The sequence below is a fragment of the Spirillospora sp. NPDC047418 genome, assembly GCF_040643275.1.
Lineage (GTDB): Bacteria > Actinomycetota > Actinomycetes > Streptosporangiales > Streptosporangiaceae > Spirillospora.
Window position 1 is genome coordinate 1 of record NZ_JBEYTW010000066.1, and the last position, 20,385, is coordinate 20,385.

Genomic DNA, 20,385 nt, shown 5'->3' on the forward strand with positions numbered 1-20,385 from the left:
CCTGCAACCTCGCACCCCTCTGCCGACGCCACCACAGACTCAAACAGCGCACCGACTGGAAACTCCACCAAATCTGGGCAGGACTACTGCTCTGGATCACCCCCTCCGGCACCTGGTACATCGTCCGCCCCGACCGGCAGTGATCTCCGCACGCAGGACATCGGCTCCTCGGCTGGACTGGAGGCCATCCCGAGGTGGTCGGGGGTGGGTTATTTCTCACATTGGAACCATTATTTACAAGCTCAACTTGTATTAATGTGGGGAATCCGGCGTCCTCGGTCGAGATGCTGGTCGAGGTTGGCAGTAAGGGTGCGGCATGGAGATCGAGTCGCTGGCGATGGCCCTTGAGCGGGAGCATCACGAGATCGACGCCTGCATCGAGGCGTTCATGGACGGGACGCGGGAGGCGCTCGCGGGCGCCGTCCGTGCGCTGCGCCGCCACATCTACCTCGAAGAGGAGTTCCTGTTCCCCGCCCTGCACGCGGCAGGGCTGACGGCGCCGGTGCTCGTCATGCTGCGCGAGCACGGGCAGATGTGGGCCACGCTCGACGCCCTCGACGCGCAGCCGGAAGACGGTGCCGCGTACACGCTGTGCCGGCGGCTTACCGTCCAGCTCCTGCACCACAACCTGAAGGAGGAGAAGATCCTCTACCCGGAGCTGGAGCGGGTCGTGCCGGAACCGCGGGCCGAGCGGCTGCGGGCCTTCCTTGAATCCGGAGAGATGCCCGCGGAGTGGGTGTGCGTGCGCGCGCGGGCCTGAGTGAACGGAGAAGCACAGTGGAGAAGAAGGCCGTTATCGGCAACGCGTCCGCGCTCGTGGAGTTCAGCGCCGATGGGTACCGCCCGAAGGTCCTGTCGGCGACCGACCTCACCAGGGTGATGGTCGTCGGCATGGAGGACGGGCAAGAAATCCCGCTGCACACGCCGGGCGTGGAGCTGGCGCTGGCGATCATGGAGGGGGCCGGTGAGGTGTGGATCGGCGACGCTCCGCGTCCGGTGGCAGCGGGGGACCTCGTGGTCATTCCCGCCGGTACCACCCGAGGCGTCCGGGCCACGGGGCGGCTGGTGTTCATGAACGTTGTGTCGCCGCCGCCGACCGCCGCGGACCACGATGCCGACCGCCGGCCGTGGCCCGCCGTCGGAGAGTCCCCCGTCAGCTGAGGTAGACGGAGTGCTCGGCGAGGGCCGGGGTCAGGTGCGGGGGGAGGCCCGCCATGGCCGAGACCTCTTCGGCGGAGGTGAATGCGTGCAGGTCCTGGCGCAGCCGCACGATGCGTTCGGCGTCGTCGTGGGTGATGCCGGGGATGGTCATGATCGCGGACGCGGGGGCGTGGTTGATGTCGACGAGGCCGCCATCGTCGAAGGTCCTCGGCAGGTCGGGACGGCCGATGCGCATCTCCAGTGCCGTCTCGGGGTCGTCGCGGGCGAAGGCGGCGGCGCGGGCGCGCAGACCGCGGCGGCGGCGGGCCTCCCGTTCGGCCTGTTCGAGGGAGTCGGGTGAGATGCTCAGGCCGAACAGTCGGCGTCTGATGGCCAGCGCGTGGAGCGTTCCGCCCAGCCATGACAGAACCCACGTGATGACGAACACGGAGTCGGCTGTGCTGCCGTCTTTGCTGTCCGCCGTCGCCAGCATGGTCGTGACGAGGGCGAGGTAAGGGATCGTCGCCGCCCACAGGCCGGTGCTTCTCGTGCGGGCGGCGGCGAATCCGATGGCGATGGGCGTCCCATAGCCGAGGGTGTACAGCGGGCTCAGAGCCCAGAAGTAGCTCGCTGCCGTCCGGCCTGGTCCGGTCGTCGTCATGGGCCACCTTGATCGTTGCTGCTCTGATGTGCCGTGGAGGGGCCGGTCGCCGGAACCGGCGGGGGTCAGGCGATCTCGATGAAGCCGAGGTGGTCGTAGAGGCGGCGGGCGCGGCGGTTGCGGCGGGTCACGGCCAGGGAGACCGTGGTGTGGCCCCGTTCGGTCAAGGCGTGCATCGCCGCCCGGACGAGGCCGCGGCCGAGGCCGTGTCCGGCGTGGGACGGGGCGGTGAAGAGGAAGGCCAGGAACGGCTCGCCCCGGTAGAGGGTGACCAGGGCCGCTCCCACCGGACGGTCTTCGTGGTCGGCGACGAATGAGGCTTCCGGGAGGAACGTCCCGTACTCGCCGTCCAGGGTGAGCTGGATCTCGCGTGCCGCGCCCGGGAGGTCGCCGACGTCGGCCTCGTCGGGGGTGCCCCGGTAGGCGGCCCACATGGCGGCGGCGAGCGCCGGGACGTCGGCGGTGGTGAACGGCCGGAGGCCCGGCGGAGGCGGCGGTGCCGCGCCCAGGGTCGCCTGGAGGCGGCTGCGCACGGGTGCGCCGAACGTCCCGGATGTCATGTTTTCCAGTCTAGGCGGCGCCCCCGGCGCGGGCCGGGGGCGCCATGGCCGTGCGGCCGGCCGTCAGCGCTTGTACCGGCGGCCGTGCAGCATGTTGACCAGGCCGAGGACGCGGGCCATCTCCTTCTCGGTGCGGCCGAACGAGGTGAGGTTCATCGTCGCGAACCGCTGCCGGGTGATGGCCTTCGGGCGGGTGAACTCGCGCAGCCCGTCCGCGCCGTGGATGCGCCCGAACCCGGACTCGCCGACGCCGCCGAACGGCAGCGCGGCCACCTGGGCGAACGCGGCGAAGGCGTTGATGGACGTCATGCCGGACCGCATCCGGCGGGCGACGTCCAGGGCGCGGGACTTGTCGCCGGAGAAGATCGTCCCGGCGAGGCCGTAGCTGGTCTTGTTGGTCCGCTCGACGGCCTCGTCGAGGTCCTTGACGCGGTGGACGGTGATCGTCGGGCCGAACGTCTCCTCGCAGACGGCGGACGAGTCGTCCGGCACGTTGGCGAGGACGACCGGCTCCACGTACGGCTTGCGCACGGACTCGGCCCCGCCCACGACCGCCTTGCCGCCCTTGGCGATGGCGTCCTTGATGTGCCGCTCGATGATGTCGAGCTGCGACGGCATGGTGATCGGGCCGTAGGCGGCCTCGCGGTCGAAGCCGGGACGCAGGTCCTTGGCCTTCTCGGTGAGCTTGCCGAGGAACTTGTCGTAGGCGTCGTCGACGACGTAGATGCGCTCGACACCGATGCAGGTCTGGCCGGCGTTCGACATGGCGCCCCACAGCGCGGCGTCGGCGGCGGCGTCGAGGTCGGCGTCGGAGTCGACGATGCAGGCGTCCTTGCCGCCGCACTCGGCGACGATCGGAGTGAGGTTCTCCGCGCAGGCCGCCATGACGCGCTTGGCGGTCCGGGCCGACCCGGTGAAGGCGACCTTGTCGACGTGCGGGGACGAGGCCAGCGCCGCGCCGGTCTCGCCGAGCCCGGTGATCGTCTGCAGGACGGGGTGCTCGGGGATGACCGCGGCGAACAGCTCGGCGAGCAGCACGCCGACGCCCGGGGTGAACTCCGACGGCTTGAACACGACGGCGTTGCCGGCGGCGAGCGCGTACCCGATCGAGCCCATCGGGGTGAAGATCGGGTAGTTCCACGGGCCGATGACGCCGACGACGCCGAGCGACTGGTACTCCAGCACGCACTTCTGGTTGATCGCCATGAGGCCGGGGTAGACGCTGCGCGGCCCGAGGACCTTCTGCGCGTTGCGGGCGGCCCAGTCCAGGTGGGTGATCGCCATGATCGTCTCGAGCTGGGCGTCCTGCACCGGCTTGCCGGTCTCCTGGTGGATGAGCTCGGCCATCCGGTTCAGGTTGCGGGCGAGCGACCCCTTGACGTTGAGCAGCCGGAGCCGGCGCTCCTTCCAGCCGAGGGCCCGCCACCACTCGGCGGCCTCCCGGGCGCGCTCGATCGCCGCCGCCACGGCGGCACCGTCCTGGACGGGGTGCTCGGCGACGACCTCGCCGGTGGCCGGGTTCAGCGACGCGAACGTCTCGGTGCTCTCGGTGGCCACGGACATGAGGAACCTCCCGGGAGGAGCCTGGTAAGTGATTACTTGCACTGTGTGTACCGGCTAGTAAACCACCCTAAGCCCCCGGCTGGGAGTCGGGGATCCAGCTTCCGTGGAATCCGGCCGGAACGCGCCGCGGCAGGTGGACGGTCGCCGTGTGCGACAGGTCGGACGCGTCGAGGACGAGCAGTTCGGCCCCGGCGTCGCCGGACGCGATCGACAGCAGCCAGCCCTCGTCCTCCCCGCGCGCCCCCTCGGCCGGGACGAAGACCGCCTCGCCGAGCTGCACGTCCTCCCCGCACTCGCGCGCCGACGGCGCCCCGCGCAGGTCGTACTTCACGACCGTGTTCCCGGCGACCGTGTAGAGGTAGCGGTGCTCCAGTCCCGTCCTGGTGTCGTCGTGGGTCGGGAACTCCACGCTCCGGTCGTCGAGCTGCTCCTCGGCCGCCTTCCCGGTGGCGGGGTCGAGGACCCAGCGGTGCAGGAGGGCGCTCTCCGATGTCACCGCCTCGGTCGCGGGGTCGACGGTGCCGCCGATGCCGGCCCAGAGCGGGGCGAACGTCTCGGGACGGTAGCGCGCGCCGTCCAGCACGATCCGGCCGGCGGCGTCCTCGTGCGCGTTGCCGACGTGGAAGACGTAGCACGGGTCGACCTCGAACCAGCGGACCCCGCCCGACCCCTCGCGCGGCATCACGCCGAGCCGCGCCCCGTACCCGTCGTCCCACCGGTACGGGATCGGGGACTCGCCGGACAGCGCCATGTCCAGGTCGAACACCATCGGCAGGTCGAGCCACACGACATGGTTCTCGGTGATCGCGAAGTCGTGCATCATCGTCGGGCCGGGCACCTCGACCTCCCGGCTCTCCACCAGCGTCCCGTCCGCGGACAGCCGGTGGTAGGTGAGGTAGGGCGGGAACACGCCGTAGCCGAAGAACAGCAGGTCGCCGGTGACCGGGTCCTCCTTGGGATGCGCGGTCATCGCCGTGGTGAGCCGGCCGCCGAAGTCGCACGGCCCCGCGGTGCCGAGGTCGGGCGTCACCTCGTAGGGGAAGCCGTTCTCCACCAGCGCCCAGATCTTGCCCGCGTGCGGGACGACGTGCGTGTTCGCCCGCACGGCGCGCCGGTCGAAGGTGTAGTCCTCGCGGAGGAACGGCTTCCCTTCGGTGAAGGCGTCCGTCCGGACCCAGCGGTTGCGGTACCACTCGGCCCGGCCGTCGCGCAGCCGCACCCCGTGGAGCATCCCGTGGCCGCTGAACCAGTGCCCGCTCGGCTCGCCCGGCTTGGGGTTCGGGCCGTTGCGGAAGTACCGGCCGGTCAGCTCCGCCGGCAGCGTCCCGGTGACGCGCAGGTTGAAGGCATCGGTCTCGTCGGGGACGGGCGCCAGGTGCCCGTCCAGCCAGGCGGCCGTGCGGTCCGCGGCGCTCTCGTTCATGGTGTTCTCGCTCATCGCGAGACTCCTTCCAGCGTTAGGGGGAGGTGGCGCTTGCGCGCGAGGTCGGGGTAGCGGGCCGTGAAGACCGCCGGGCCCGCGAAGCCGGCGACCTTGACGGCGACCAGCAGGGCCGTGGCGTCCGGGGCCCAGTGCTGGACGAGACCGAGCACGACCGCCATCACGGTGAAGCCCGCGGCCCAGACGGCGGTGATCACGCGGTTGATGCGCCTGAACAGGCCGGTCGCGGCGATCTCCGCCGAGACCTGGCGGCGGGCGATACCGGCGGTGAACGGACGGCGGAGCAGGAGCGTCCCCCAGGCGGTGACCGCCAGCCAGCCGATCGCGAGCGAGGCGCCGTAGTCCAGGACGGACGAGCCGGGCTCGGTGAGCGCCAGCGCGGTGAGCGCCGCCATGTAGACCGCGGTGGAGATCTCCAGTATCAGCGAGTCGGCGCGATGCCCCCGGCGGAGGTCCTGGCCGAGCAGCACGAGCGCCGCGACCAGCCCGCTGACGGCGCCGGCCCGGACGTCGAAGCCGCTCACGACCGCGAGCAGGATCCACGGCAGGAAGGTTCGGGCGTAGTACTTCGGCATGGCGCGGGCCCCTCGGCGACGGACGTCGATGGTGACGTTCCAACTTTGACATGTCGAACGTAGACGTTCCAATTATGACATGTCAATACAGACTGGTAGGGTCCACGGCATGAGTTTGCGACACGCGGTGCTCGGCCTCCTCGCCGAACTGGGCGGCGCCAGCGGCTACGACCTGCTGAAACTGTTCGAGGTGTCGCTCGACAACGTATGGCCGGCCACGCAGAGCCAGCTCTACGGCGAACTCGGCAAGCTCACAGATGCGGGCCTGATCGAGGTCGCCGCCGAGGGCCCGCGCGGCCGCCGCGAGTACCGGATCACCCCGTCCGGCCGGGCGGAACTGCACCACTGGCTGGTCGACGTCGCCCCGAAGCCCAACCGGCGGGACGAGACGCTGCTGCGCGTGTTCTTCCTCGGCGAGGCGACCCGCGCCGAGGCCCGCCGCTACATCGACGAGCAGATCGCCGCGATCGACGGCCACGCCGCCGGGCTCGCGGAGGTCGAGAAGGCCGTCGAATGGGACGAGCAGGGCGGCATGGCGGACAACGGCCGCTTCGTCCTGGAGTACGGCAAGCGCTTCTTCGAGATGCGCCGCGACTGGCTGCGCTGGGTCGCCGCCGAACTCGCCGCCCGCGAATCCCGCACAACCGATGAATCCCCCGAAGGCTGAAGGGGGCGCGCCCAAGCCGGATGCGTCCTAGCCAGGTGCGCCCCGTCCCCGCTCGTGGTCAGTTGAAGTCGCCGGCGTGGTCGGCCGCCCATTCCGCGAAGGTCCGGGCGGGCCGGTAGGCCTGTCGCCCGCCCGATGAGCCGCACCTGGCGCGGCCTCACCGGTGACGCGGACGACGTCCCGTCCGACCGCAGGGAGGATTTGTCCGACCTTGAGCGGCGCCGCGACGAGGGTGAACTGGCCGCCGACCTCGATCCGGCCGCCGTCCGGCTGGTGCTGATGGCGATGACCTCGGCGCCGGTCACGATGCCGCACGCGGTGCGCCGCGTGTTCGGCCTCGACGCCGAGTCACCCGAGTTCAGGGAGCGCTACGCCGAGCAGGTGCGCCGCATCGTCCGGCACCTGGCCGGGCCCTGAGGCGTCAGTTGAGGCGTCAGTTCCAGTTCTCCCACAACTGGAACAGTGACAGCCCGACCTGGATCGGGATCTCGCCGATGCCCAGCGCGTCCGTGATGGAGAAGACGATGTTGAAGAAGGCCTTGTTGATCGGGCCCAGCCAGAGCAGTGCGATCAGGATGAGGAAGACGTAGCCGCCGTAGGGGCTGACCTTGGCGACCCAGCGTTGCGGCAGGTACGGCTCGATGATCCCGAACCCGTCCAGGCCGGGGATCGGCAGCAGGTTCAGGACGGCGGCGGTGACCTGGAGGAACGCCAGGAACGCCACGCCCAGCCAGAACACCCCGTGGTCCTGGTGGGCGAAGTTCTTGTAGAGCACCGCCAGCATGATGGCGAACAGGACGTTGGACAGCGGGCCCGCCGCCGAGATCAGGCTGTGCCGCAGCCTGCCCCGGATGGAGTGCCGGTCGATCCAGACGGCGCCGCCCGGCAGGCCGATGCCGCCGAGCATGATGAACACCACCGGGATCACGAAGCTCAGCACGATGTCGGAGTACTTCAGCGGGTTCAGCGTGAGATAACCCTTGGCGGCGATGCTGCGGTCGCCCGACCGGAACGCCATGTAGGCGTGCCCGAACTCGTGCATGCAGAGCGACAGCATCCACGCCGCCAGGACGAACCCGAACAGCGCGACCCGCGCCTCCTTGGCGGGGTTCTCTCCGTACCGCCAGACGATCAGGCCGCACAGGACGGTCGCCGCCACGATCGCGAGGAACACCGGGCTCGGCCGGACGGCCGCGCTCCCGCGCGCCTCGTGCGCAGTCCCGTTCATCGTTCCCGGCCCCTCTCGCCGCGCCGCCGTTCTCCCGGCGCCCCGTCCCGCCCGATCGTCATTCGGAAGCTACCCGCTCCAACGCCGTGCCCGTGCGGCGGGGTTCCGGCCCGCGCCGGCCTCGCGGCCCCGGCCGGCGTCACGGCGCCGCGATCACCGGGACGACGTAGGTGCGCAGGAAGCGGCGCTGCGCCTCGGCGTCCCGGTCCCGGTCCATCACGATCAGCGAGGTGATGATCCGGAAGAGGAACTCGACCGTCCCCTCCACCTCGATGTCGGCCCGCAGCATCCGCTGCCGCTGCGCCTGCGCGAAGTACGGCCGCACGTACTCGCAGCACAGGTCGAGGACGTGCTCGGCCGCGCCCGCGACCGCCGCCTGCATGTGGCCCGCCGCCTCCGGGACGAGGAAGTGCGCGATCGTCGGCTCGCCGCGGACGTACTCGATCGCGTCCAGCGATCCCTCGACGATCGCCTCCGGCACCGACCGCTCCCGGCGCAGCCGCGCCGCCAGCCGGTCCAGGAACCGGTGCAGGTCGCGCACCACCACGGCGAGGATCAGCTCGTCCCGGCCGCCGGTGACGCTCCGGTACACGGTCGCGCGCGACAGGCGCGCCGCCGCCGCGATGTCCTCGACCGTCGTCTTGGCGACGCCGAAGCGGCGGAAGCACTCTTCGGCCGCGTCGATGATCCGCTCACGCGTCGCGTCGGTGGTGACCGGGGGCATGGCAGCACATTACCGGCTGCCCGCCGGCGGCTAGTCCAGCGTGTACTCCAGCGCCCAGGTGTGGGATCCGTCCTCGGCGACGGTGATCTGGCCGAAGCCGCGGATGCCGGCCAGTTCCCCGGTCCCGGACGTGGGCACGATCAGCCACCGCAGCCACTGGGTGTCGGGCGTCCCGTCCTCGCTGCCCGCGCTGTGCTGCAGGACGAAGCCGCCCTCCCGGCCGTGCAGGATGCCCCGCACCCGCTCGACCCCCACGTAGGCGACGGGCCCGGCGGGCGTCTCCACGGTGGTCAGCTCGGTGGTGCTCGTCCCGACGAGGTCGCCGTGGAACTGCTTGCCGACGTGGACGCGGGTCAGCTTCGTGCCGTCCCGCTCCTCGTAGGGCTTCTCCGTGTCCCACGCCTCGATGTCGAAGCTGCCGCTGGCTTGAAACGTCATGCCCGCCATGATGCCCGCCGCGTCCGACAGCCGGGGAGCACTCAGCGCAGGACGCCCCGGAACAGCGCCCTAGAAAAGGGTGCCCTCGTGTTCGATGCCGCGCAGCGCGTCGTAGTCGAGGGTGACGCAGTCGATGCCGCGGTCGGTGGCGAGGACGCGGGCCTGCGGCTTGATCTCCTGCGCGGCGAACACGCCGCGGACGGGCGCGAGGTGCGGGTCGCGGTTCAGCAGCTCCAGGTACCGGGTCAGCTGCTCGACGCCGTCGATCTCGCCGCGCCGCTTGATCTCGATCGCGACGGTGGCGCTGTCGGCGTCCCGGCACAGGATGTCGACCGGCCCGATCGCGGTGGGGAACTCGCGGCGGATCAGCGTGTAGCCGGTGCCGAGCGTGGTGATGTGCTCGGCGAGCAGTTCCTGCAGGTGCGCCTCGACGCCGTCCTTCTGCAGGCCCGGGTCGATGCCCAGCTCATGGCTGGCGTCGTGCAGGATCTCCTCGATGGTGAGGATGAGGCGCTCGCCCGACTTGCCGTGCGTCACCGTCCAGCGCGCGACGGCGCCGTTCTCCTCGTAGCTCTCCTCGCGCAGCGAGCAGGGCGGGTTCATCCAGTTGAGGGGCTTGTAGGCGCGGTCGTCGGCATGGATGCTCACGCTCCCGTCCGCCTTGATCAGGATCAGGCGGGGGGCCATCGGCAGATGGGCGGTGAGCTTGCCGGCGTAGTCGACACTGCAGCGGGCGATAACGAGACGCACGGTGCCTCACCTTAGTGCCGGACGCCGCACGCGTGGTCGAGGTCCGTCCAGTCGACCCGCCTAAGCCATCCGGACCCGCGCACCTAAGGCGTGCTGCCGATGTGGCGGCGGCCCCCTTAGGACGAGTGTCTTGGATGTCGGGCCGTGCCGAGCGGCCCGGAACATTCGGGAGACACCGTGTACCACCACGAGATCATGCAGTCGATCATGAGCGAGCGGACCCGCGAGCTGCGGGCGCGGGCCGAGACCGAGCGGGACGCCCGGTTCGCGCGCCGGGCCCGCGAGTTCTGGGCCGACCGCGCCGAGCGGGTCACCGCCGTCCGCCGGGCGCGCCGCCATGGAGCGGCGCCCGCGCGATGACGCGCGCCCCTGGACGGACGGGGGTCGTCCAGGGGCGCTCCGTAGCGGAATGAAAATCTTTGTCAAGCCTGGAATTCTCCGGGCACCGTGATTAGCGTCGGCGGGTGGGTGTTCATCCTCAAACGGCGAAAGGACCCCCGCATGTCTCTCGACGTGACTCCGGAACTGCTTGAGACGGCGCAGCAGGGCGAGGTCGGCCAGGCCGACTTCGTCGAGTGCATCAGGACGTCCCTCCCGTACGCGTGGGACATGATCAGCGGTCTGGTGGCCCGGCTCCAGGTGGACGGCGGCGACTTCGCCGACAACCTCACCCCGCCCCCCGACGAGCAGGCCCGAGGCCAGCTCCTCCGCGTCCTCGCGAGCGACGCCATGCGCTCCACTCTGGAGCGCCACTTCGGCGTGAAGCTGGCCTTCCAGAACTGCCACCGCGTCGCCGTCTTCCCGGCGGGCGACTCCTCCGCCTACCGCACTTTCGTGACCCCCCGCGAACAGATCCTCAACCAGTCCCCCGAACTCCGCGACTGCTGACCCCGCCTCGGCCGACGCGCGGCGTGCTGCCCCGGTACGACCGGCCGGCAGCACGCCGCACGCATGACATGCTCACCCGCGCAGGCCGGGGAGGACCTCGGTGCCCAGCCGGGTGATGTTCTCCAGGGTCGCTTCGCGGGAGCCGGCGGCCTCGACCAGCAGGATCAGGTGCTCGATGCCCGTCTTCCCGACCGTGGTCAGGAGCGACTCGACGCAGTCGTCCGGGGAGCCGACGGGGTGGATGTCGCACATGCGGCGGGTGTAGCCGACCGGGTCGGGGGAGGGGCGTGGACGGTCGTCCACGGCGACGTATCCCTCCAGGCCGGGGCCCAGCCAGCGTGGCATCTCGTCCATCAGGGTCTTGACCGCCGCTTCCCGGGTGTCGGCGACCTGGGCTACGTGGGTGGAGATGTGCGGAAGGTCGGGGCGGCCGTGGCGGGCGACGGCGGCGGCCTTCTCGTCGGCGTCCACGTGCATGCCGAGGAGCATGGGCAGGTCGCGTTGGGCTGCGAGCCGTTCGGTGGCGGGGGAGGTGCAGGCGACCGTCACCGATGGTGGGTCGGGCGTGCGTGGGACGAGCGGGACCTCACGGAAGCGGAAGTGTTTCCCCTCCCAGGAGACACGGTCAGAGCGCAGGGAAGTAAGGAGAAGGTCCAGGGACTCGGCGAAGCCGTGCTCGTAGCGGGGGAGGCCGGTGCCGAAGACCTCCAGGTCCCGCCACGGGCCGCCGCGTCCGACGCCCAGGTGGAAACGGCCGCCGGAGAGAAGGGACAGCATCGCCGCCTGCTCGGCGAGCGCCACCGGATGCTGGGTGGACAGGACGCTCACCGCCGTCCCCACGTGGATCCGGGACGTGACGGCCAGGACATGCCCGGCCAGGAGCGTCGCTGACGGGACGACCCCGTACGACATGAAGTGGTGTTCGGCCAGCCATACGTCGTCGAACCCGGCGCGTTCGGCTGCGACGGCGGCCTCGACCGTGCGGGTGAGAGCTGCGGTGTCACTCTGCCTGGGGAAACGGGTGGCGAGGAGGAAGATTCCGAGGCGCACGTCCTCGTCGTACCCGGGAGCGGGTGTGCGTGAGCGCTCTGCAAGACTGCCAATCATGGATGAGGGTTCGTTCAGCAGGGTCGGGGTCGTCGGACTGGGCACGATGGGCGCGGGCATCGCCGAGGTGCTGGCGCGCGGTGGCCTCGCGGTCGTCGGCATCGAGGTGGGCCGGGACGCGCTGGAGCGCGGGCGCGGGCACCTGGAGAGCTCCACCGGACGGGCCGTGAAGCGCGGCAGGCTCACCGAGGACGCGCAGCGCGAGATCCTCGGCCGGGTCGCGCTGTCCACCGACTTCGCCGACCTCGGCGACTGCGACCTCGTGATCGAGGCCGTCCCCGAGCGGCTCGACCTGAAGCGCAAGGTCTTCGCCGAACTGGACCGGGTCTGCCGGGACGACGCCGTCCTCGCCACGAACACCTCGTCGCTGTCGGTCACCGACATCGCGGTCACCACCGGGCGCCCCACCAAGATCGTCGGCGTGCACTTCTTCAACCCGGCGCCGGTGATGAAGCTGGTCGAGGTCATCGCGACCGTGCTGACCGAGCCGGCCGCCGTGGCCCGCGTCGCCGCCCTGGTCAAGGGCCTCGGCAAGACCCCGGTCACGATCGGCGACCGCGCCGGGTTCGTCGCGAACCGGCTGCTGTTCGGCTACCTGAACCAGGCCGCCGGGATGCTGGAGTCGGGGCACGCGACCCGCGACGACATCGACACGGCGATGAAGGCGGGCGCCGGCCTGCCGATGGGCCCGTTCACCCTCATGGACCTGATCGGCCTCGACACCTGCCTCGAGGTGCTGGACGCGATCTACGCCGAGTCCCGCGACCGCCGGCACGCGGCCTCGCCGGTGCTGCGCGAACTCGTCACCGCCGGCCTGCTCGGCCGCAAGACCGGCCGCGGCTTCTACTCCTACGACGCCACCGGTGACGCCGGGGCCGCGGCGGCGGAGGGCGCGCCCCCGGTCGTCGGCATCGTCGGGGTCGGCCCGCTCGCCGACGCGCTCGCCGCGCTGTGCGACCGCGCGGGCGCCCAGGTCCGCGACTCGGCCGCCGACCTCGGCGGCTGCGACGTGGTCGTCGAGGCGGCCGAGGACGCCGAGGCCGGGCGGGCGCTGCTGCTGGCCGCCGCCCAGGCCGCCGGGCCGGACGCGGTGCTGGCCGTCACCTCCGTGGACGGCTCGGTGATCGAGCAGGCCATGGCCACCGGACGTCCCGCCGACGTCGTCGGGCTGCACCTGCCCGACCCGGCCGGCACGCTCGCCGAGATCGCCGCCACCGTGCTGACCGGCCCGGACGTCGCCGACCGCGCCGCCGGCCTGCTCGCCCGCCTCGGCCTCACCGCCGTCCGCTGCCGCGACCGCGCCGGTTTCATCGTGGACGCGCTGCGCTTCCCGTACCTGAACGACGCCGCCGCGATGCTCGGCGCCGGATACGCCGACGCCGACTCGATCGACGCCGCGATGACGCTGGGCTGCGGCTACCCGACGGGCCCGATCGCCGACCTCGACCGCCTCGGCGCCGCCCGCGCCGTCACCGTCCTGCGCGCCCTGCACGCCGAGACCCGCGAGCCCGCCCTGTCCCCGACCCCGCTCCTGATCGAGCACGTGACGGCGGACAAGCCGATCCGCTGACCGTCCTCGCCGGGCGAAAGGACGGACTCCGCGCGCCGAATACCCTTGGAGCCATGAGCCCCCGCAAGAATCGCCGTGCTGTCTCCGGACGTCCCCCGAGCGGCGGCGGGTCCTGGGCCGAGGAGACCGAGGAGGGGCCGGACGGCGAGTGGGTCGTCCGGTCGATCGCCGGGGCCGGTGCCGCCAAGGCGTACCGGTGCCCCGGCTGCGACCAGGAGATCCCGCCGGGCGTCGGGCATGTCGTCGCCTGGCGGGCGGGTGACGGCGGCGACGACCGGCGGCACTGGCACCGTCCGTGCTGGCAGGCCCGCACCCGGCGCGCCCCCCGCACCCTGCGCTCGCGGAACGCACCCCGTTACTGACGTGCTTGTGCGGGGGCTCGGGGGCATCCCCCCGGAACGAGAGGAGACCCATGGCGGACATCAGGGCGGCGACGGTGCTTCCGGCGCGGCGCGAGGAGATCACGCTGCACACCTCGGACGGGCTGGAGCTGGTCGGGGAGCTGGCGCTGCCGCCGGAGCGGCCGCCGGTCGCGACGCTGGTCTGCCTGCATCCGCTGCCCACGGCCGAGGGGATGATGGACAGCCACGTGCTGCGCAAGGCGTCCTACCGGCTGCCCGCCCTCGCCGACCTCGCCGTGCTGCGGTTCAACACGCGGGGGACGACGTCGGCGCGCGGGACGAGCCAGGGCGAGTTCGGCGAGGGCGAGACCGAGCGGTTCGACGTCGCGGCGGCGCTGGAGTACACCGAGTACCACGACCTGCCGCGCCCGTGGCTGCTCGGCTGGTCGTTCGGTACCGAGCTGGCGCTGAAGTGGGGACGCGACCCGCTGGTCGAGGGCGCGATCCTGCTGTCCCCGCCGCTGAAGCGGGCCGGCGACGCCGACCTGGACGCGTGGGGCGCGGACGGGCGTCCCGTGCTGGCGCTCGTGCCGGAGTTCGACGACTACCTGCGTCCGGCGGAGGCGCGGGAGCGGTTCAAGCGCGTCCCGCAGGCCGAGGTGGTCGGGGTGGACAAGGCCAAGCACCTCTGGGTCGGCGAGCCGTATGTCCGGACCGTCCTGAACGAGATCGTCAAGCGGGTGGCGCCGGCCGCCTACCCGCTCCCCACAGAATGGGATGAACCGGACAGCTAAACCGCTGCGGCCGATCGCGGCCACTCCCGTCACATCCGTGCGATAGCGGGTAACCATGGCCCAATGACGGTGCAGCTGTACGCAAGGGATGTCGGTTCCGGCACGCCGCTCGTTCTGCTGCACGCGTTCCCGCTGTCCTCGGCGATGTGGCTGGCCCAGCGTGAGGGCCTCGCGAACCGGTTCCGGGTCATCACTCCCGACCTGCGCGGCTTCGGCGGGTCGGTGCTCGGCGATGACGAGCCGTCGGTCGACGCGATGGCCGACGACGTCGCCCGCCTGTTCCGGAGCCTCGGCCTGCGGCGCGCCGTCGTCGCCGGCCTGTCCATGGGCGGGTACGTCGCCATGGCGCTGTGCCGCCGGCACCCCGACCTCGTCCTCGGGCTGGTCCTCGCCGCGACCCGCGCGGCCGCCGACACCGAGCCCGTCCGGGCGAACCGGCTCCGGCAGGCCGAGCGGCTCGACCGCGAGGGCGGCCCGCAGGTCCTGGTGGACGAGGTGCTGCCCGGCCTCGTCGGGCCCACCACCTACCGGCAGCGCGCCCTCATCTACGGGCGGGTCCGCGGGCTCGTCCAGGCCACGCCGCCGGCCGCCGCCGCCTGGGCGCAGCGCGCCATGGCCGGACGCCCCGACGCGTTCGACACGCTCCGCGCCGCCACGGTGCCCGCCCTCGTCATGATCGGGGACGAGGACGCGCTCGCCACCGAGGACGAGGCCCGCGCCATGGCGGACGCACTCCCGAACGCCGAACTGCTGGTCGTCCCGCGCGCCGGGCACCTGTGCGCGGTCGAGCAGCCGGACCTGTTCAACCAGGCGGTCGCCGAGTTCGCCGCCGCCCTCGCCCGCATCGGCCGCTGAACCGCCCGCGCGCCGACCCTGCCGCTACAGCGTCTCCTGGCGTGGCATGACGACCTCGCGGATCAGCAGCGAGATCGCCGCCGCCGTCGGGATCGCCAGCAGCGCGCCGACCACGCCGAGCAGCGCCGCGCCGACCAGCGCCGCGACGATCGTCACCGCGGGCTGCACATCGACCGTCCGCTTCATGACGCGCGGGTAGACCAGGTAGTTCTCCACCTGCTGGTAGAGCACGTAGAAGATCACACAGGCGATGAGGTCGGTGGTGTCCCCGGTGAGGAACGCGACCAGGCACACGACCACGGCGCCGATCGTGGCGCCGATGAGCGGGATCAGGTCGGTCACCGCGACGATCAGCGCCAGCGCCAGCGCGTACTTCACCCCGACTATCGACAGGAAGATATAGGAGGAGAGGCCCGCGATGAACGCGATCGTGAACTGCCCGGCGACGTATCCGCCGATCCGGTCGAGGATCTCGTCGCCGAGCAGGGCGACGCGGGCTCTTCGGGAGCGCGGCGCGAGCTGGTAGAAGAACGTCTTGATCTGCGGCAGCGAGCTGAGGAAGTACAGCGTCAGGATCAGGATCGTGATCGTCTGGAAGATGCCGTTGACCGCGACCTTGCCGATGCCGGTGGCGGTGTCGGTCAGGGTCTTCTGGAAGCCGTCGCTGTTGACCGCCTTCTCGGCGCGGTCCAGCAGCCCGTAGCGCTTGTCCCACTCGGCGAGCGTCTTGTTGTCCTGCAGCTGCTGGACGTACTCGGGGATGTTGTGCCGCAGCTCGGTGACCTGCTCCGACACCGGCTGGACGAGCGAGGCGACGAACCCGGCGAAGAACATGATGACGACCAGGAACACCGACGCGACGGCGGCGCTGCGCGGGAACCCGAACTTGCGGAGCCGCTCCACCGCCGGGTTCAGGCCGACGGCCAGGAACATCGCGACGACGATCATCACGATGACCGACTTGGCGTTGGTGGCCGTCTTCACCAGCATCCACGCGGTGATGACGCCGAGTGCGGCGGTGAACCCGAACACGAACGGGTGGGCGCGGCCGAGCGGCTGCCCGGGCCGGCCGAACGGGAACCGCTGGTCGACGCCCGCCTCCCGGCGGCGCTGCTCGACGTCGTGCGCCGGGTCGGGTGCGCCGGGCACCGGCGGCACCTGCTCGGCGACCGCCTTCTCCGGCGGCAGCGTGACCGGCGCCCCGGTCGCCGGATCGCGTTCGCCCACGGGCTCGTCCGTCTCCTCAGGCCGCAACGCCCCACTCGGCGCGGCACTATCCGCACCGGCACTGTCGTCTGCGGGAGTGTCGTCGCTGGGGGTGTCCGCGCCCTGGTCGTCGGCGGGCGGGGTGGGGGCGGGGACGCGGTCGCCGCCTTGCGGACGTCCCGGGCCGGCCGCCGCCTCCGGCTCGTCGTCGCGGGAGGTCTCGTCGGCCACGCCGCTCTCCTCTTTCGTATGCCTCGCCAAAGGACGCGGTCGCCCACGGGGTCACGGATCGCGGGCCGCCGGAACGACGTCCCACGGTGGTCAGACGAAGGAAAGCCCAGAGGCGTTTCCTCGCCTCCAGGCTTTCCTCGACGCCGGTCTCAGGAACTCACTCCTGCCACCAGTCCTCGTCGTCCTCGTCGGGCTTCTTGCCCGGGCCCTGCTTGGCGGGCGCGGCCTTGGCGGCGGCCGGCGGCTGCTGCTTCGGCTGGGCCGGGGCCGGCTTGGGCTCGGCGGCGGGGATGGCGGCCTTCTCCGGGGGCGCGGCCAGCTCGGGCTCGCTGCCCATCGTCGGCGCGACGCCGCCGATGAGCTGGCGCAGCTGGTTGAGGTGGCTGGTGATGCTGTCGCGCTGCCGGGTGAGCTCGTCGACCTGGCGCTGCGCCGCCGTCCGGACGCGGTCGGCCTCGGCCTTGGTCTCGGCGAGCAGCTGCTCGGCCTGCGCCTTGGCCTCGGCGATCACGTTGTCGGAGTTCTTGCGCGCGTTGGCCATCAGCTGCTTGGCGTGCGAGTCGGCCTCGCGCCGGGTCTGGTCGGCCTGCTGGGTGGCCTTCCCGGCCCGCTGCTCGGCGGACGCGGCGCGCTGCTCGGCCTCGGCGACCAGCTTCTGGGTGGCGGCCTGCGCGGCGGAGTGCCGCTCGGCGTCCTGCCGGTCGGCCTCCTCGCGGCGGGCGGCCAGCTGGATCTCGAACTCGGCCTCGGCCTGGGCGCGCTGGGCCTCGCTCTCCTCCAGGATGCGCTGGGCCTGCGCGCGCATCTCGTCGGCCTGCCGCTTGGCCGTGGTGAGGATCTCGTCCCGCTCGCGCTTGGTGGACGCGCGCAGCTGCGCGACCTCGCGCTCGGTGGTGGTGCGCAGCTTGGCGATCTCGCGCTCGGCGCCCGCCCGCTTCTCGGCGACCTCGTGGTCGGCGGTCGCGCGCAGCTTGGCGACCTCCCGCTCGGTCGTCGAGGTCAGCTCGTCGGCCTCGCGGTGGGCGGAGGTGCGCACCTCCTCGGCCTCGCGCTCGGCCGCGTTGCGCATGTCGTCGCCCTCGCGCTGGGCGTTGGCGCGCAGTTCGGCGGCGTCGTTCTCGGCGGTGGCACGCTGCTCGGCGGCGTCGACCTTGGCCGCGGCCTTGATCTCGTTCGCCTCGGAGCGGGCCGCCTGGACCAGCTCGGTCGCCTGCTCCTCGGCGAGCCGCAGCAGCTGCTCGATGCGGGCGCCGAGACCGGAGTAGGTGGGTCGTTCCTGCTCCTGCAGCTGACGGTGCGCGTCCGACAGCTCCCGCTGCAGGGCGCTGGTCTGCTCGCGGGTCTGCCGCACCTCGTTGTCGAGCTGCTTGATGTGCTCGTCGACCTGGTGCCGGTCGTAGCCGCGAAGCACCACGTCGAACTCGCGCGGGGGCGTGTCTTCAAAGAAGTTGCTGAGCTGGGCGTCGATGTCGGACTGCATGTGGCTCAATCCTGATGTGACGGGGCTACGGGTGGTTCCGGGGACCGGTTGAACGCCTGACATGAACGGGCGCAGTGCCCCAGGACCTCTTCCGGTGGGTGAAGCGTACTCCGGACACTGCCGTGTTGGGGGCTCATCTTGACGCGCTGCGTGGAATGTCCGGTTTGTTGGCGTGTTCGGCCGTGTTGAAGGTGCCCAGGTACCCGGTGGGCAAATGCACCAGATGTGTCCGAATGGTCACAGAGCGGCGGTCCAAGGTCGACCGCCCGTGACCGTGATATCGAACACGTCACGATCCGGGCCCGCCCGCCGGCGCGCCCGCCGGGCAAGATCATTCCGCGTCGCGGCGCTTCTGCACGAGCTCGGTCAGCACGCCGTGGCAGTCCTTGGGGTGCAAAAAATTGATCAAGGATCCCATGGACCCGTTGCGCGGCGCGTCGTACAGCACCCGCACGCCCTTGCCCGCGATGGCGGCCGCCTCGCCCTCGACCGTCCCGTCCGTGCCGAACGCGATGTGGTGGACGCCCTCGCCGTTCTTCGCCAGCCACTTGGCGACGGCCGAGTCCTCCCGGATCGGCTCGATCAGCTGCAGGTAGCTCGCCGCGCCGTCCCCCGTCTCATTGATCTTGAGCATGCACTCCCGGACGCCCTGCTCCTCGTTCACCTCGAAGTGCGCGTCGGTGAAACCGTACGTCGCCTTGTAGAACTCGACGGTCGCCTCGAGGTCGTGACAGGCGATGCCGATGTGGTCGATACGGGTCAGCATGGGCTTTCTCCCTACTAGGGGGGCCAGGCGGGGGCGAACGGAACCGGACGGCGTTCCCCTGGGTATGGTGGCAAACGTCGCCGCAGCACCACCTGGAGGGCCCCCATCATGACCGCCACGTCCGTGATCGTCGCAGGCGCGCGCACCCCCATCGGACGCCTGCTGGGCTCGCTGAAGGACTTCTCCGCGGCCGACCTCGGCGCGCACGCGATCAAGGCGGCGCTGGAGCGGGCCGGGGTCTCCGGCGACCAGGTGCAGTACGTGATCCTCGGCCAGGTGCTGCAGGCCGGCGCGGGGCAGATCCCGTCCCGGCAGGCGGCGGTCAAGGCGGGCATCCCGATGAGCGTCCCGTCGATCACGATCAACAAGGTGTGCCTGTCCGGGCTGGACGCGATCGCGCTCGCCGACCAGCTCATCCGCGCGGGCGAGTTCGACATCGTCGTGGCGGGCGGCATGGAGTCGATGACCCAGGCCCCGCACCTGATGCCGAAGTCGCGCGGCGGCTACAAGTACGGCTCGATCGAGGTCCTCGACCACCTGGCCTACGACGCGCTCACCGACGCGTTCGACGGCATCGCCATGGGCGAGTCGACCGAGCACCACAACGCCAAGCTCGGCATCTCCCGCGAGGAGCAGGACGAGTTCTCCGCCCGCTCCCACCAGCGCGCCGCCGAGGCCATCAAGAACGGCGTGTTCGACGACGAGATCGCCCCCGTCGAGATCCCGCAGCGCAAGGGCGACCCGATCGTGTTCGCCAAGGACGAGGGCGTGCGCGGCGACACCACCGCCGAGGGCCTCGCCAAGCTGCGTCCCGCCTTCGCCAAGGACGGCACGATCACCGCCGGCTCGTCCTCGCAGATCTCCGACGGCGCCGCGGCCGTCGTCGTCATGTCCAAGGCCAAGGCCGAGGAGCTCGGCCTCACCTGGCTCGCCGAGATCGGCGCGCACGGCAACGTCGCGGGGCCCGACAACTCGCTGCAGTCCCAGCCGTCCAACGCGATCCGGCACGCGCTCGGCAAGGCGGGCCTGACCGTCGACGACCTCGACCTCATCGAGATCAACGAGGCGTTCGCGTCCGTCGGCATCCAGTCGATGCGCGACCTCGGCGTCGGCCCCGAGAAGGTCAACGTCAACGGCGGCGCCATCGCGCTCGGCCACCCGGTCGGCATGTCCGGCGCCCGCATCGCCCTGCACCTCGCCTACGAGCTGAAGCGCCGCGGCGGCGGCACCGGCGCCGCCGGCCTCTGCGGCGGCGGCGGCCAAGGCGACGCGTTGATTCTGCGTGTTCCGACCCGAACCCTCGCCTAGCGGCTCGGAACCAGTCGGCACACTGGCGATCGCTGGCATCGCTCTGGCTCGCCTTGCGGCTCGCTGCGCGATCAGGTTCTCGCAAGCTCGAA

At 71.5% G+C, this 20,385-nt stretch carries 24 protein-coding genes; 11 read left to right on the top strand and 13 right to left on the bottom strand.

Annotated elements, in window-relative coordinates:
• Positions 1–316 precede the first annotated feature (316 nt).
• Both ABZ806_RS31330 and ABZ806_RS31335 read left to right on the top strand, forming a co-directional pair.
• Entirely contained in the window at positions 317–760 is a 444-nt protein-coding gene (locus tag ABZ806_RS31330; RefSeq protein ID WP_500221039.1) for a hemerythrin domain-containing protein, read from the top strand.
• A 17-nt stretch (positions 761–777) separates the two neighbouring features.
• Positions 778–1,161, top strand: a complete 384-nt coding sequence (locus ABZ806_RS31335) for a cupin domain-containing protein (RefSeq protein WP_500221040.1) — start codon at positions 778–780, stop codon at positions 1,159–1,161.
• Here ABZ806_RS31335 and ABZ806_RS31340 read toward each other — a convergent pair.
• The 5 genes from ABZ806_RS31340 to ABZ806_RS31360 all read right to left on the bottom strand — a co-directional run bounded on the left by ABZ806_RS31340 (position 1,154) and on the right by ABZ806_RS31360 (position 5,940).
• Complete coding sequence (locus ABZ806_RS31340; protein WP_500221041.1) at positions 1,154–1,801, bottom strand: ComEA family DNA-binding protein; 648 nt, start codon at positions 1,799–1,801, stop codon at positions 1,154–1,156. The genes ABZ806_RS31335 and ABZ806_RS31340 overlap by 8 nt on opposite strands.
• A gap of 65 nt (positions 1,802–1,866) precedes the next feature.
• Positions 1,867–2,361, bottom strand: coding sequence for a GNAT family N-acetyltransferase (locus ABZ806_RS31345; RefSeq protein ID WP_500221042.1), 495 nt, complete (start codon positions 2,359–2,361; stop codon positions 1,867–1,869).
• A 63-nt stretch (positions 2,362–2,424) separates the two neighbouring features.
• On the bottom strand, positions 2,425–3,924 hold the full coding sequence (locus ABZ806_RS31350; protein WP_500221043.1) for an aldehyde dehydrogenase family protein: 1,500 nt from the start codon (positions 3,922–3,924) through the stop codon (positions 2,425–2,427).
• A gap of 67 nt (positions 3,925–3,991) precedes the next feature.
• Positions 3,992–5,362, bottom strand: a complete 1,371-nt coding sequence (locus ABZ806_RS31355) for a carotenoid oxygenase family protein (protein ID WP_500221044.1) — start codon at positions 5,360–5,362, stop codon at positions 3,992–3,994.
• Positions 5,359–5,940: a hypothetical protein gene (locus tag ABZ806_RS31360; protein ID WP_500221045.1), complete on the bottom strand. Its 582-nt coding sequence runs from the start codon at positions 5,938–5,940 to the stop codon at positions 5,359–5,361. Before ABZ806_RS31360 ends, ABZ806_RS31355 begins: the two co-directional genes overlap by 4 nt.
• A 109-nt stretch (positions 5,941–6,049) precedes the next feature.
• Here ABZ806_RS31360 and ABZ806_RS31365 point away from each other — a divergent pair, with 109 nt between their 5' ends.
• Positions 6,050–6,607 (top strand): PadR family transcriptional regulator, encoded by a 558-nt coding sequence (locus tag ABZ806_RS31365; RefSeq protein ID WP_500221046.1) that lies wholly within the window; start codon positions 6,050–6,052, stop codon positions 6,605–6,607.
• A gap of 135 nt (positions 6,608–6,742) precedes the next feature.
• Positions 6,743–7,024 (top strand): hypothetical protein, encoded by a 282-nt coding sequence (locus ABZ806_RS31370; protein WP_500221047.1) that lies wholly within the window; start codon positions 6,743–6,745, stop codon positions 7,022–7,024.
• A gap of 16 nt (positions 7,025–7,040) precedes the next feature.
• Here the strand turns inward: ABZ806_RS31370 and ABZ806_RS31375 are convergent, their stop codons facing one another.
• The 4 genes from ABZ806_RS31375 to nucS form a co-directional block, all read right to left on the bottom strand.
• Entirely contained in the window at positions 7,041–7,835 is a 795-nt protein-coding gene (locus ABZ806_RS31375; protein WP_500221048.1) for a site-2 protease family protein, read from the bottom strand.
• A 139-nt stretch (positions 7,836–7,974) separates the two neighbouring features.
• Positions 7,975–8,559 carry a TetR/AcrR family transcriptional regulator gene (locus tag ABZ806_RS31380; protein WP_131939862.1) on the bottom strand — a complete coding sequence of 195 codons (585 nt, stop codon included), beginning with the start codon at positions 8,557–8,559 and terminating at the stop codon, positions 7,975–7,977.
• Positions 8,560–8,589: 30 nt separating this feature from the next.
• Complete coding sequence (locus ABZ806_RS31385) at positions 8,590–8,997, bottom strand: DUF3224 domain-containing protein (RefSeq protein WP_500221049.1); 408 nt, start codon at positions 8,995–8,997, stop codon at positions 8,590–8,592.
• 69 nt (positions 8,998–9,066) lie between these two features.
• Positions 9,067–9,747, bottom strand: a complete 681-nt coding sequence (nucS, locus tag ABZ806_RS31390) for an endonuclease NucS (protein WP_500221050.1) — start codon at positions 9,745–9,747, stop codon at positions 9,067–9,069.
• A gap of 177 nt (positions 9,748–9,924) precedes the next feature.
• Here nucS and ABZ806_RS31395 point away from each other — a divergent pair, with 177 nt between their 5' ends.
• Together ABZ806_RS31395 and ABZ806_RS31400 are read left to right on the top strand one after the other, a co-directional pair.
• A complete protein-coding gene (locus ABZ806_RS31395) occupies positions 9,925–10,107 on the top strand; it encodes a hypothetical protein (protein WP_500221051.1) in 183 nt (60 codons plus the stop codon).
• A gap of 141 nt (positions 10,108–10,248) precedes the next feature.
• Positions 10,249–10,635 (top strand): SCO5389 family protein, encoded by a 387-nt coding sequence (locus tag ABZ806_RS31400; protein WP_500221052.1) that lies wholly within the window; start codon positions 10,249–10,251, stop codon positions 10,633–10,635.
• A 72-nt stretch (positions 10,636–10,707) separates the two neighbouring features.
• On the opposite strand, the gene ABZ806_RS31405 is transcribed toward ABZ806_RS31400, so the two are convergent.
• Positions 10,708–11,685, bottom strand: a complete 978-nt coding sequence (locus ABZ806_RS31405; RefSeq protein WP_500221053.1) for an LLM class flavin-dependent oxidoreductase — start codon at positions 11,683–11,685, stop codon at positions 10,708–10,710.
• A gap of 55 nt (positions 11,686–11,740) precedes the next feature.
• On the opposite strand from ABZ806_RS31405, the gene ABZ806_RS31410 reads away from it, so the two are divergent.
• From ABZ806_RS31410 to ABZ806_RS31425, 4 genes are all read left to right on the top strand, one after another.
• Positions 11,741–13,312 (top strand): 3-hydroxyacyl-CoA dehydrogenase family protein, encoded by a 1,572-nt coding sequence (locus ABZ806_RS31410; protein WP_500221054.1) that lies wholly within the window; start codon positions 11,741–11,743, stop codon positions 13,310–13,312.
• 53 nt (positions 13,313–13,365) lie between these two features.
• Entirely contained in the window at positions 13,366–13,674 is a 309-nt protein-coding gene (locus ABZ806_RS31415; protein ID WP_500221055.1) for an Rv1322 family protein, read from the top strand.
• A gap of 50 nt (positions 13,675–13,724) precedes the next feature.
• A complete protein-coding gene (locus ABZ806_RS31420; protein WP_500221056.1) occupies positions 13,725–14,447 on the top strand; it encodes an alpha/beta hydrolase in 723 nt (240 codons plus the stop codon).
• A 63-nt stretch (positions 14,448–14,510) separates the two neighbouring features.
• Positions 14,511–15,302, top strand: coding sequence for an alpha/beta fold hydrolase (locus tag ABZ806_RS31425; protein WP_500221057.1), 792 nt, complete (start codon positions 14,511–14,513; stop codon positions 15,300–15,302).
• Between the two features lie 24 nt (positions 15,303–15,326).
• Here ABZ806_RS31425 and ABZ806_RS31430 read toward each other — a convergent pair whose 3' ends face one another.
• From ABZ806_RS31430 to mce, 3 genes are all read right to left on the bottom strand, one after another.
• Positions 15,327–16,739, bottom strand: a complete 1,413-nt coding sequence (locus ABZ806_RS31430; protein ID WP_500221058.1) for an AI-2E family transporter — start codon at positions 16,737–16,739, stop codon at positions 15,327–15,329.
• A 157-nt stretch (positions 16,740–16,896) separates the two neighbouring features.
• Complete coding sequence (locus ABZ806_RS31435; RefSeq protein WP_500221059.1) at positions 16,897–18,219, bottom strand: DivIVA domain-containing protein; 1,323 nt, start codon at positions 18,217–18,219, stop codon at positions 16,897–16,899.
• Positions 18,220–18,550: 331 nt separating this feature from the next.
• Complete coding sequence (mce, locus tag ABZ806_RS31440) at positions 18,551–18,985, bottom strand: methylmalonyl-CoA epimerase (protein ID WP_131939206.1); 435 nt, start codon at positions 18,983–18,985, stop codon at positions 18,551–18,553.
• A 108-nt stretch (positions 18,986–19,093) separates the two neighbouring features.
• On the opposite strand from mce, the gene ABZ806_RS31445 reads away from it, so the two are divergent.
• A complete protein-coding gene (locus tag ABZ806_RS31445) occupies positions 19,094–20,293 on the top strand; it encodes an acetyl-CoA C-acetyltransferase (protein ID WP_500221060.1) in 1,200 nt (399 codons plus the stop codon).
• The last annotated feature ends 92 nt before the right edge of the window (positions 20,294–20,385 follow it).

Coding starts and splice junctions, on each gene's coding strand:
- ABZ806_RS31330 (WP_500221039.1), top strand. CDS start 317: ATGGAGATCGAGTCGCTGGCGATGGCCCTTGAGCGGGAGCATCACGAG.
- ABZ806_RS31340 (WP_500221041.1), bottom strand. CDS start 1,801: ATGACGACGACCGGACCAGGCCGGACGGCAGCGAGCTACTTCTGGGCT.
- ABZ806_RS31345 (WP_500221042.1), bottom strand. CDS start 2,361: ATGACATCCGGGACGTTCGGCGCACCCGTGCGCAGCCGCCTCCAGGCG.
- ABZ806_RS31350 (WP_500221043.1), bottom strand. CDS start 3,924: ATGTCCGTGGCCACCGAGAGCACCGAGACGTTCGCGTCGCTGAACCCG.
- ABZ806_RS31355 (WP_500221044.1), bottom strand. CDS start 5,362: ATGAGCGAGAACACCATGAACGAGAGCGCCGCGGACCGCACGGCCGCC.
- ABZ806_RS31360 (WP_500221045.1), bottom strand. CDS start 5,940: ATGCCGAAGTACTACGCCCGAACCTTCCTGCCGTGGATCCTGCTCGCG.
- ABZ806_RS31365 (WP_500221046.1), top strand. CDS start 6,050: ATGAGTTTGCGACACGCGGTGCTCGGCCTCCTCGCCGAACTGGGCGGC.
- ABZ806_RS31370 (WP_500221047.1), top strand. CDS start 6,743: ATGAGCCGCACCTGGCGCGGCCTCACCGGTGACGCGGACGACGTCCCG.
- ABZ806_RS31375 (WP_500221048.1), bottom strand. CDS start 7,835: ATGAACGGGACTGCGCACGAGGCGCGCGGGAGCGCGGCCGTCCGGCCG.
- ABZ806_RS31380 (WP_131939862.1), bottom strand. CDS start 8,559: ATGCCCCCGGTCACCACCGACGCGACGCGTGAGCGGATCATCGACGCG.
- ABZ806_RS31385 (WP_500221049.1), bottom strand. CDS start 8,997: ATGACGTTTCAAGCCAGCGGCAGCTTCGACATCGAGGCGTGGGACACG.
- ABZ806_RS31400 (WP_500221052.1), top strand. CDS start 10,249: ATGTCTCTCGACGTGACTCCGGAACTGCTTGAGACGGCGCAGCAGGGC.
- ABZ806_RS31410 (WP_500221054.1), top strand. CDS start 11,741: ATGGATGAGGGTTCGTTCAGCAGGGTCGGGGTCGTCGGACTGGGCACG.
- ABZ806_RS31415 (WP_500221055.1), top strand. CDS start 13,366: ATGAGCCCCCGCAAGAATCGCCGTGCTGTCTCCGGACGTCCCCCGAGC.
- ABZ806_RS31420 (WP_500221056.1), top strand. CDS start 13,725: ATGGCGGACATCAGGGCGGCGACGGTGCTTCCGGCGCGGCGCGAGGAG.
- ABZ806_RS31425 (WP_500221057.1), top strand. CDS start 14,511: ATGACGGTGCAGCTGTACGCAAGGGATGTCGGTTCCGGCACGCCGCTC.
- ABZ806_RS31435 (WP_500221059.1), bottom strand. CDS start 18,219: ATGCAGTCCGACATCGACGCCCAGCTCAGCAACTTCTTTGAAGACACG.
- mce (WP_131939206.1), bottom strand. CDS start 18,985: ATGCTGACCCGTATCGACCACATCGGCATCGCCTGTCACGACCTCGAG.
- ABZ806_RS31445 (WP_500221060.1), top strand. CDS start 19,094: ATGACCGCCACGTCCGTGATCGTCGCAGGCGCGCGCACCCCCATCGGA.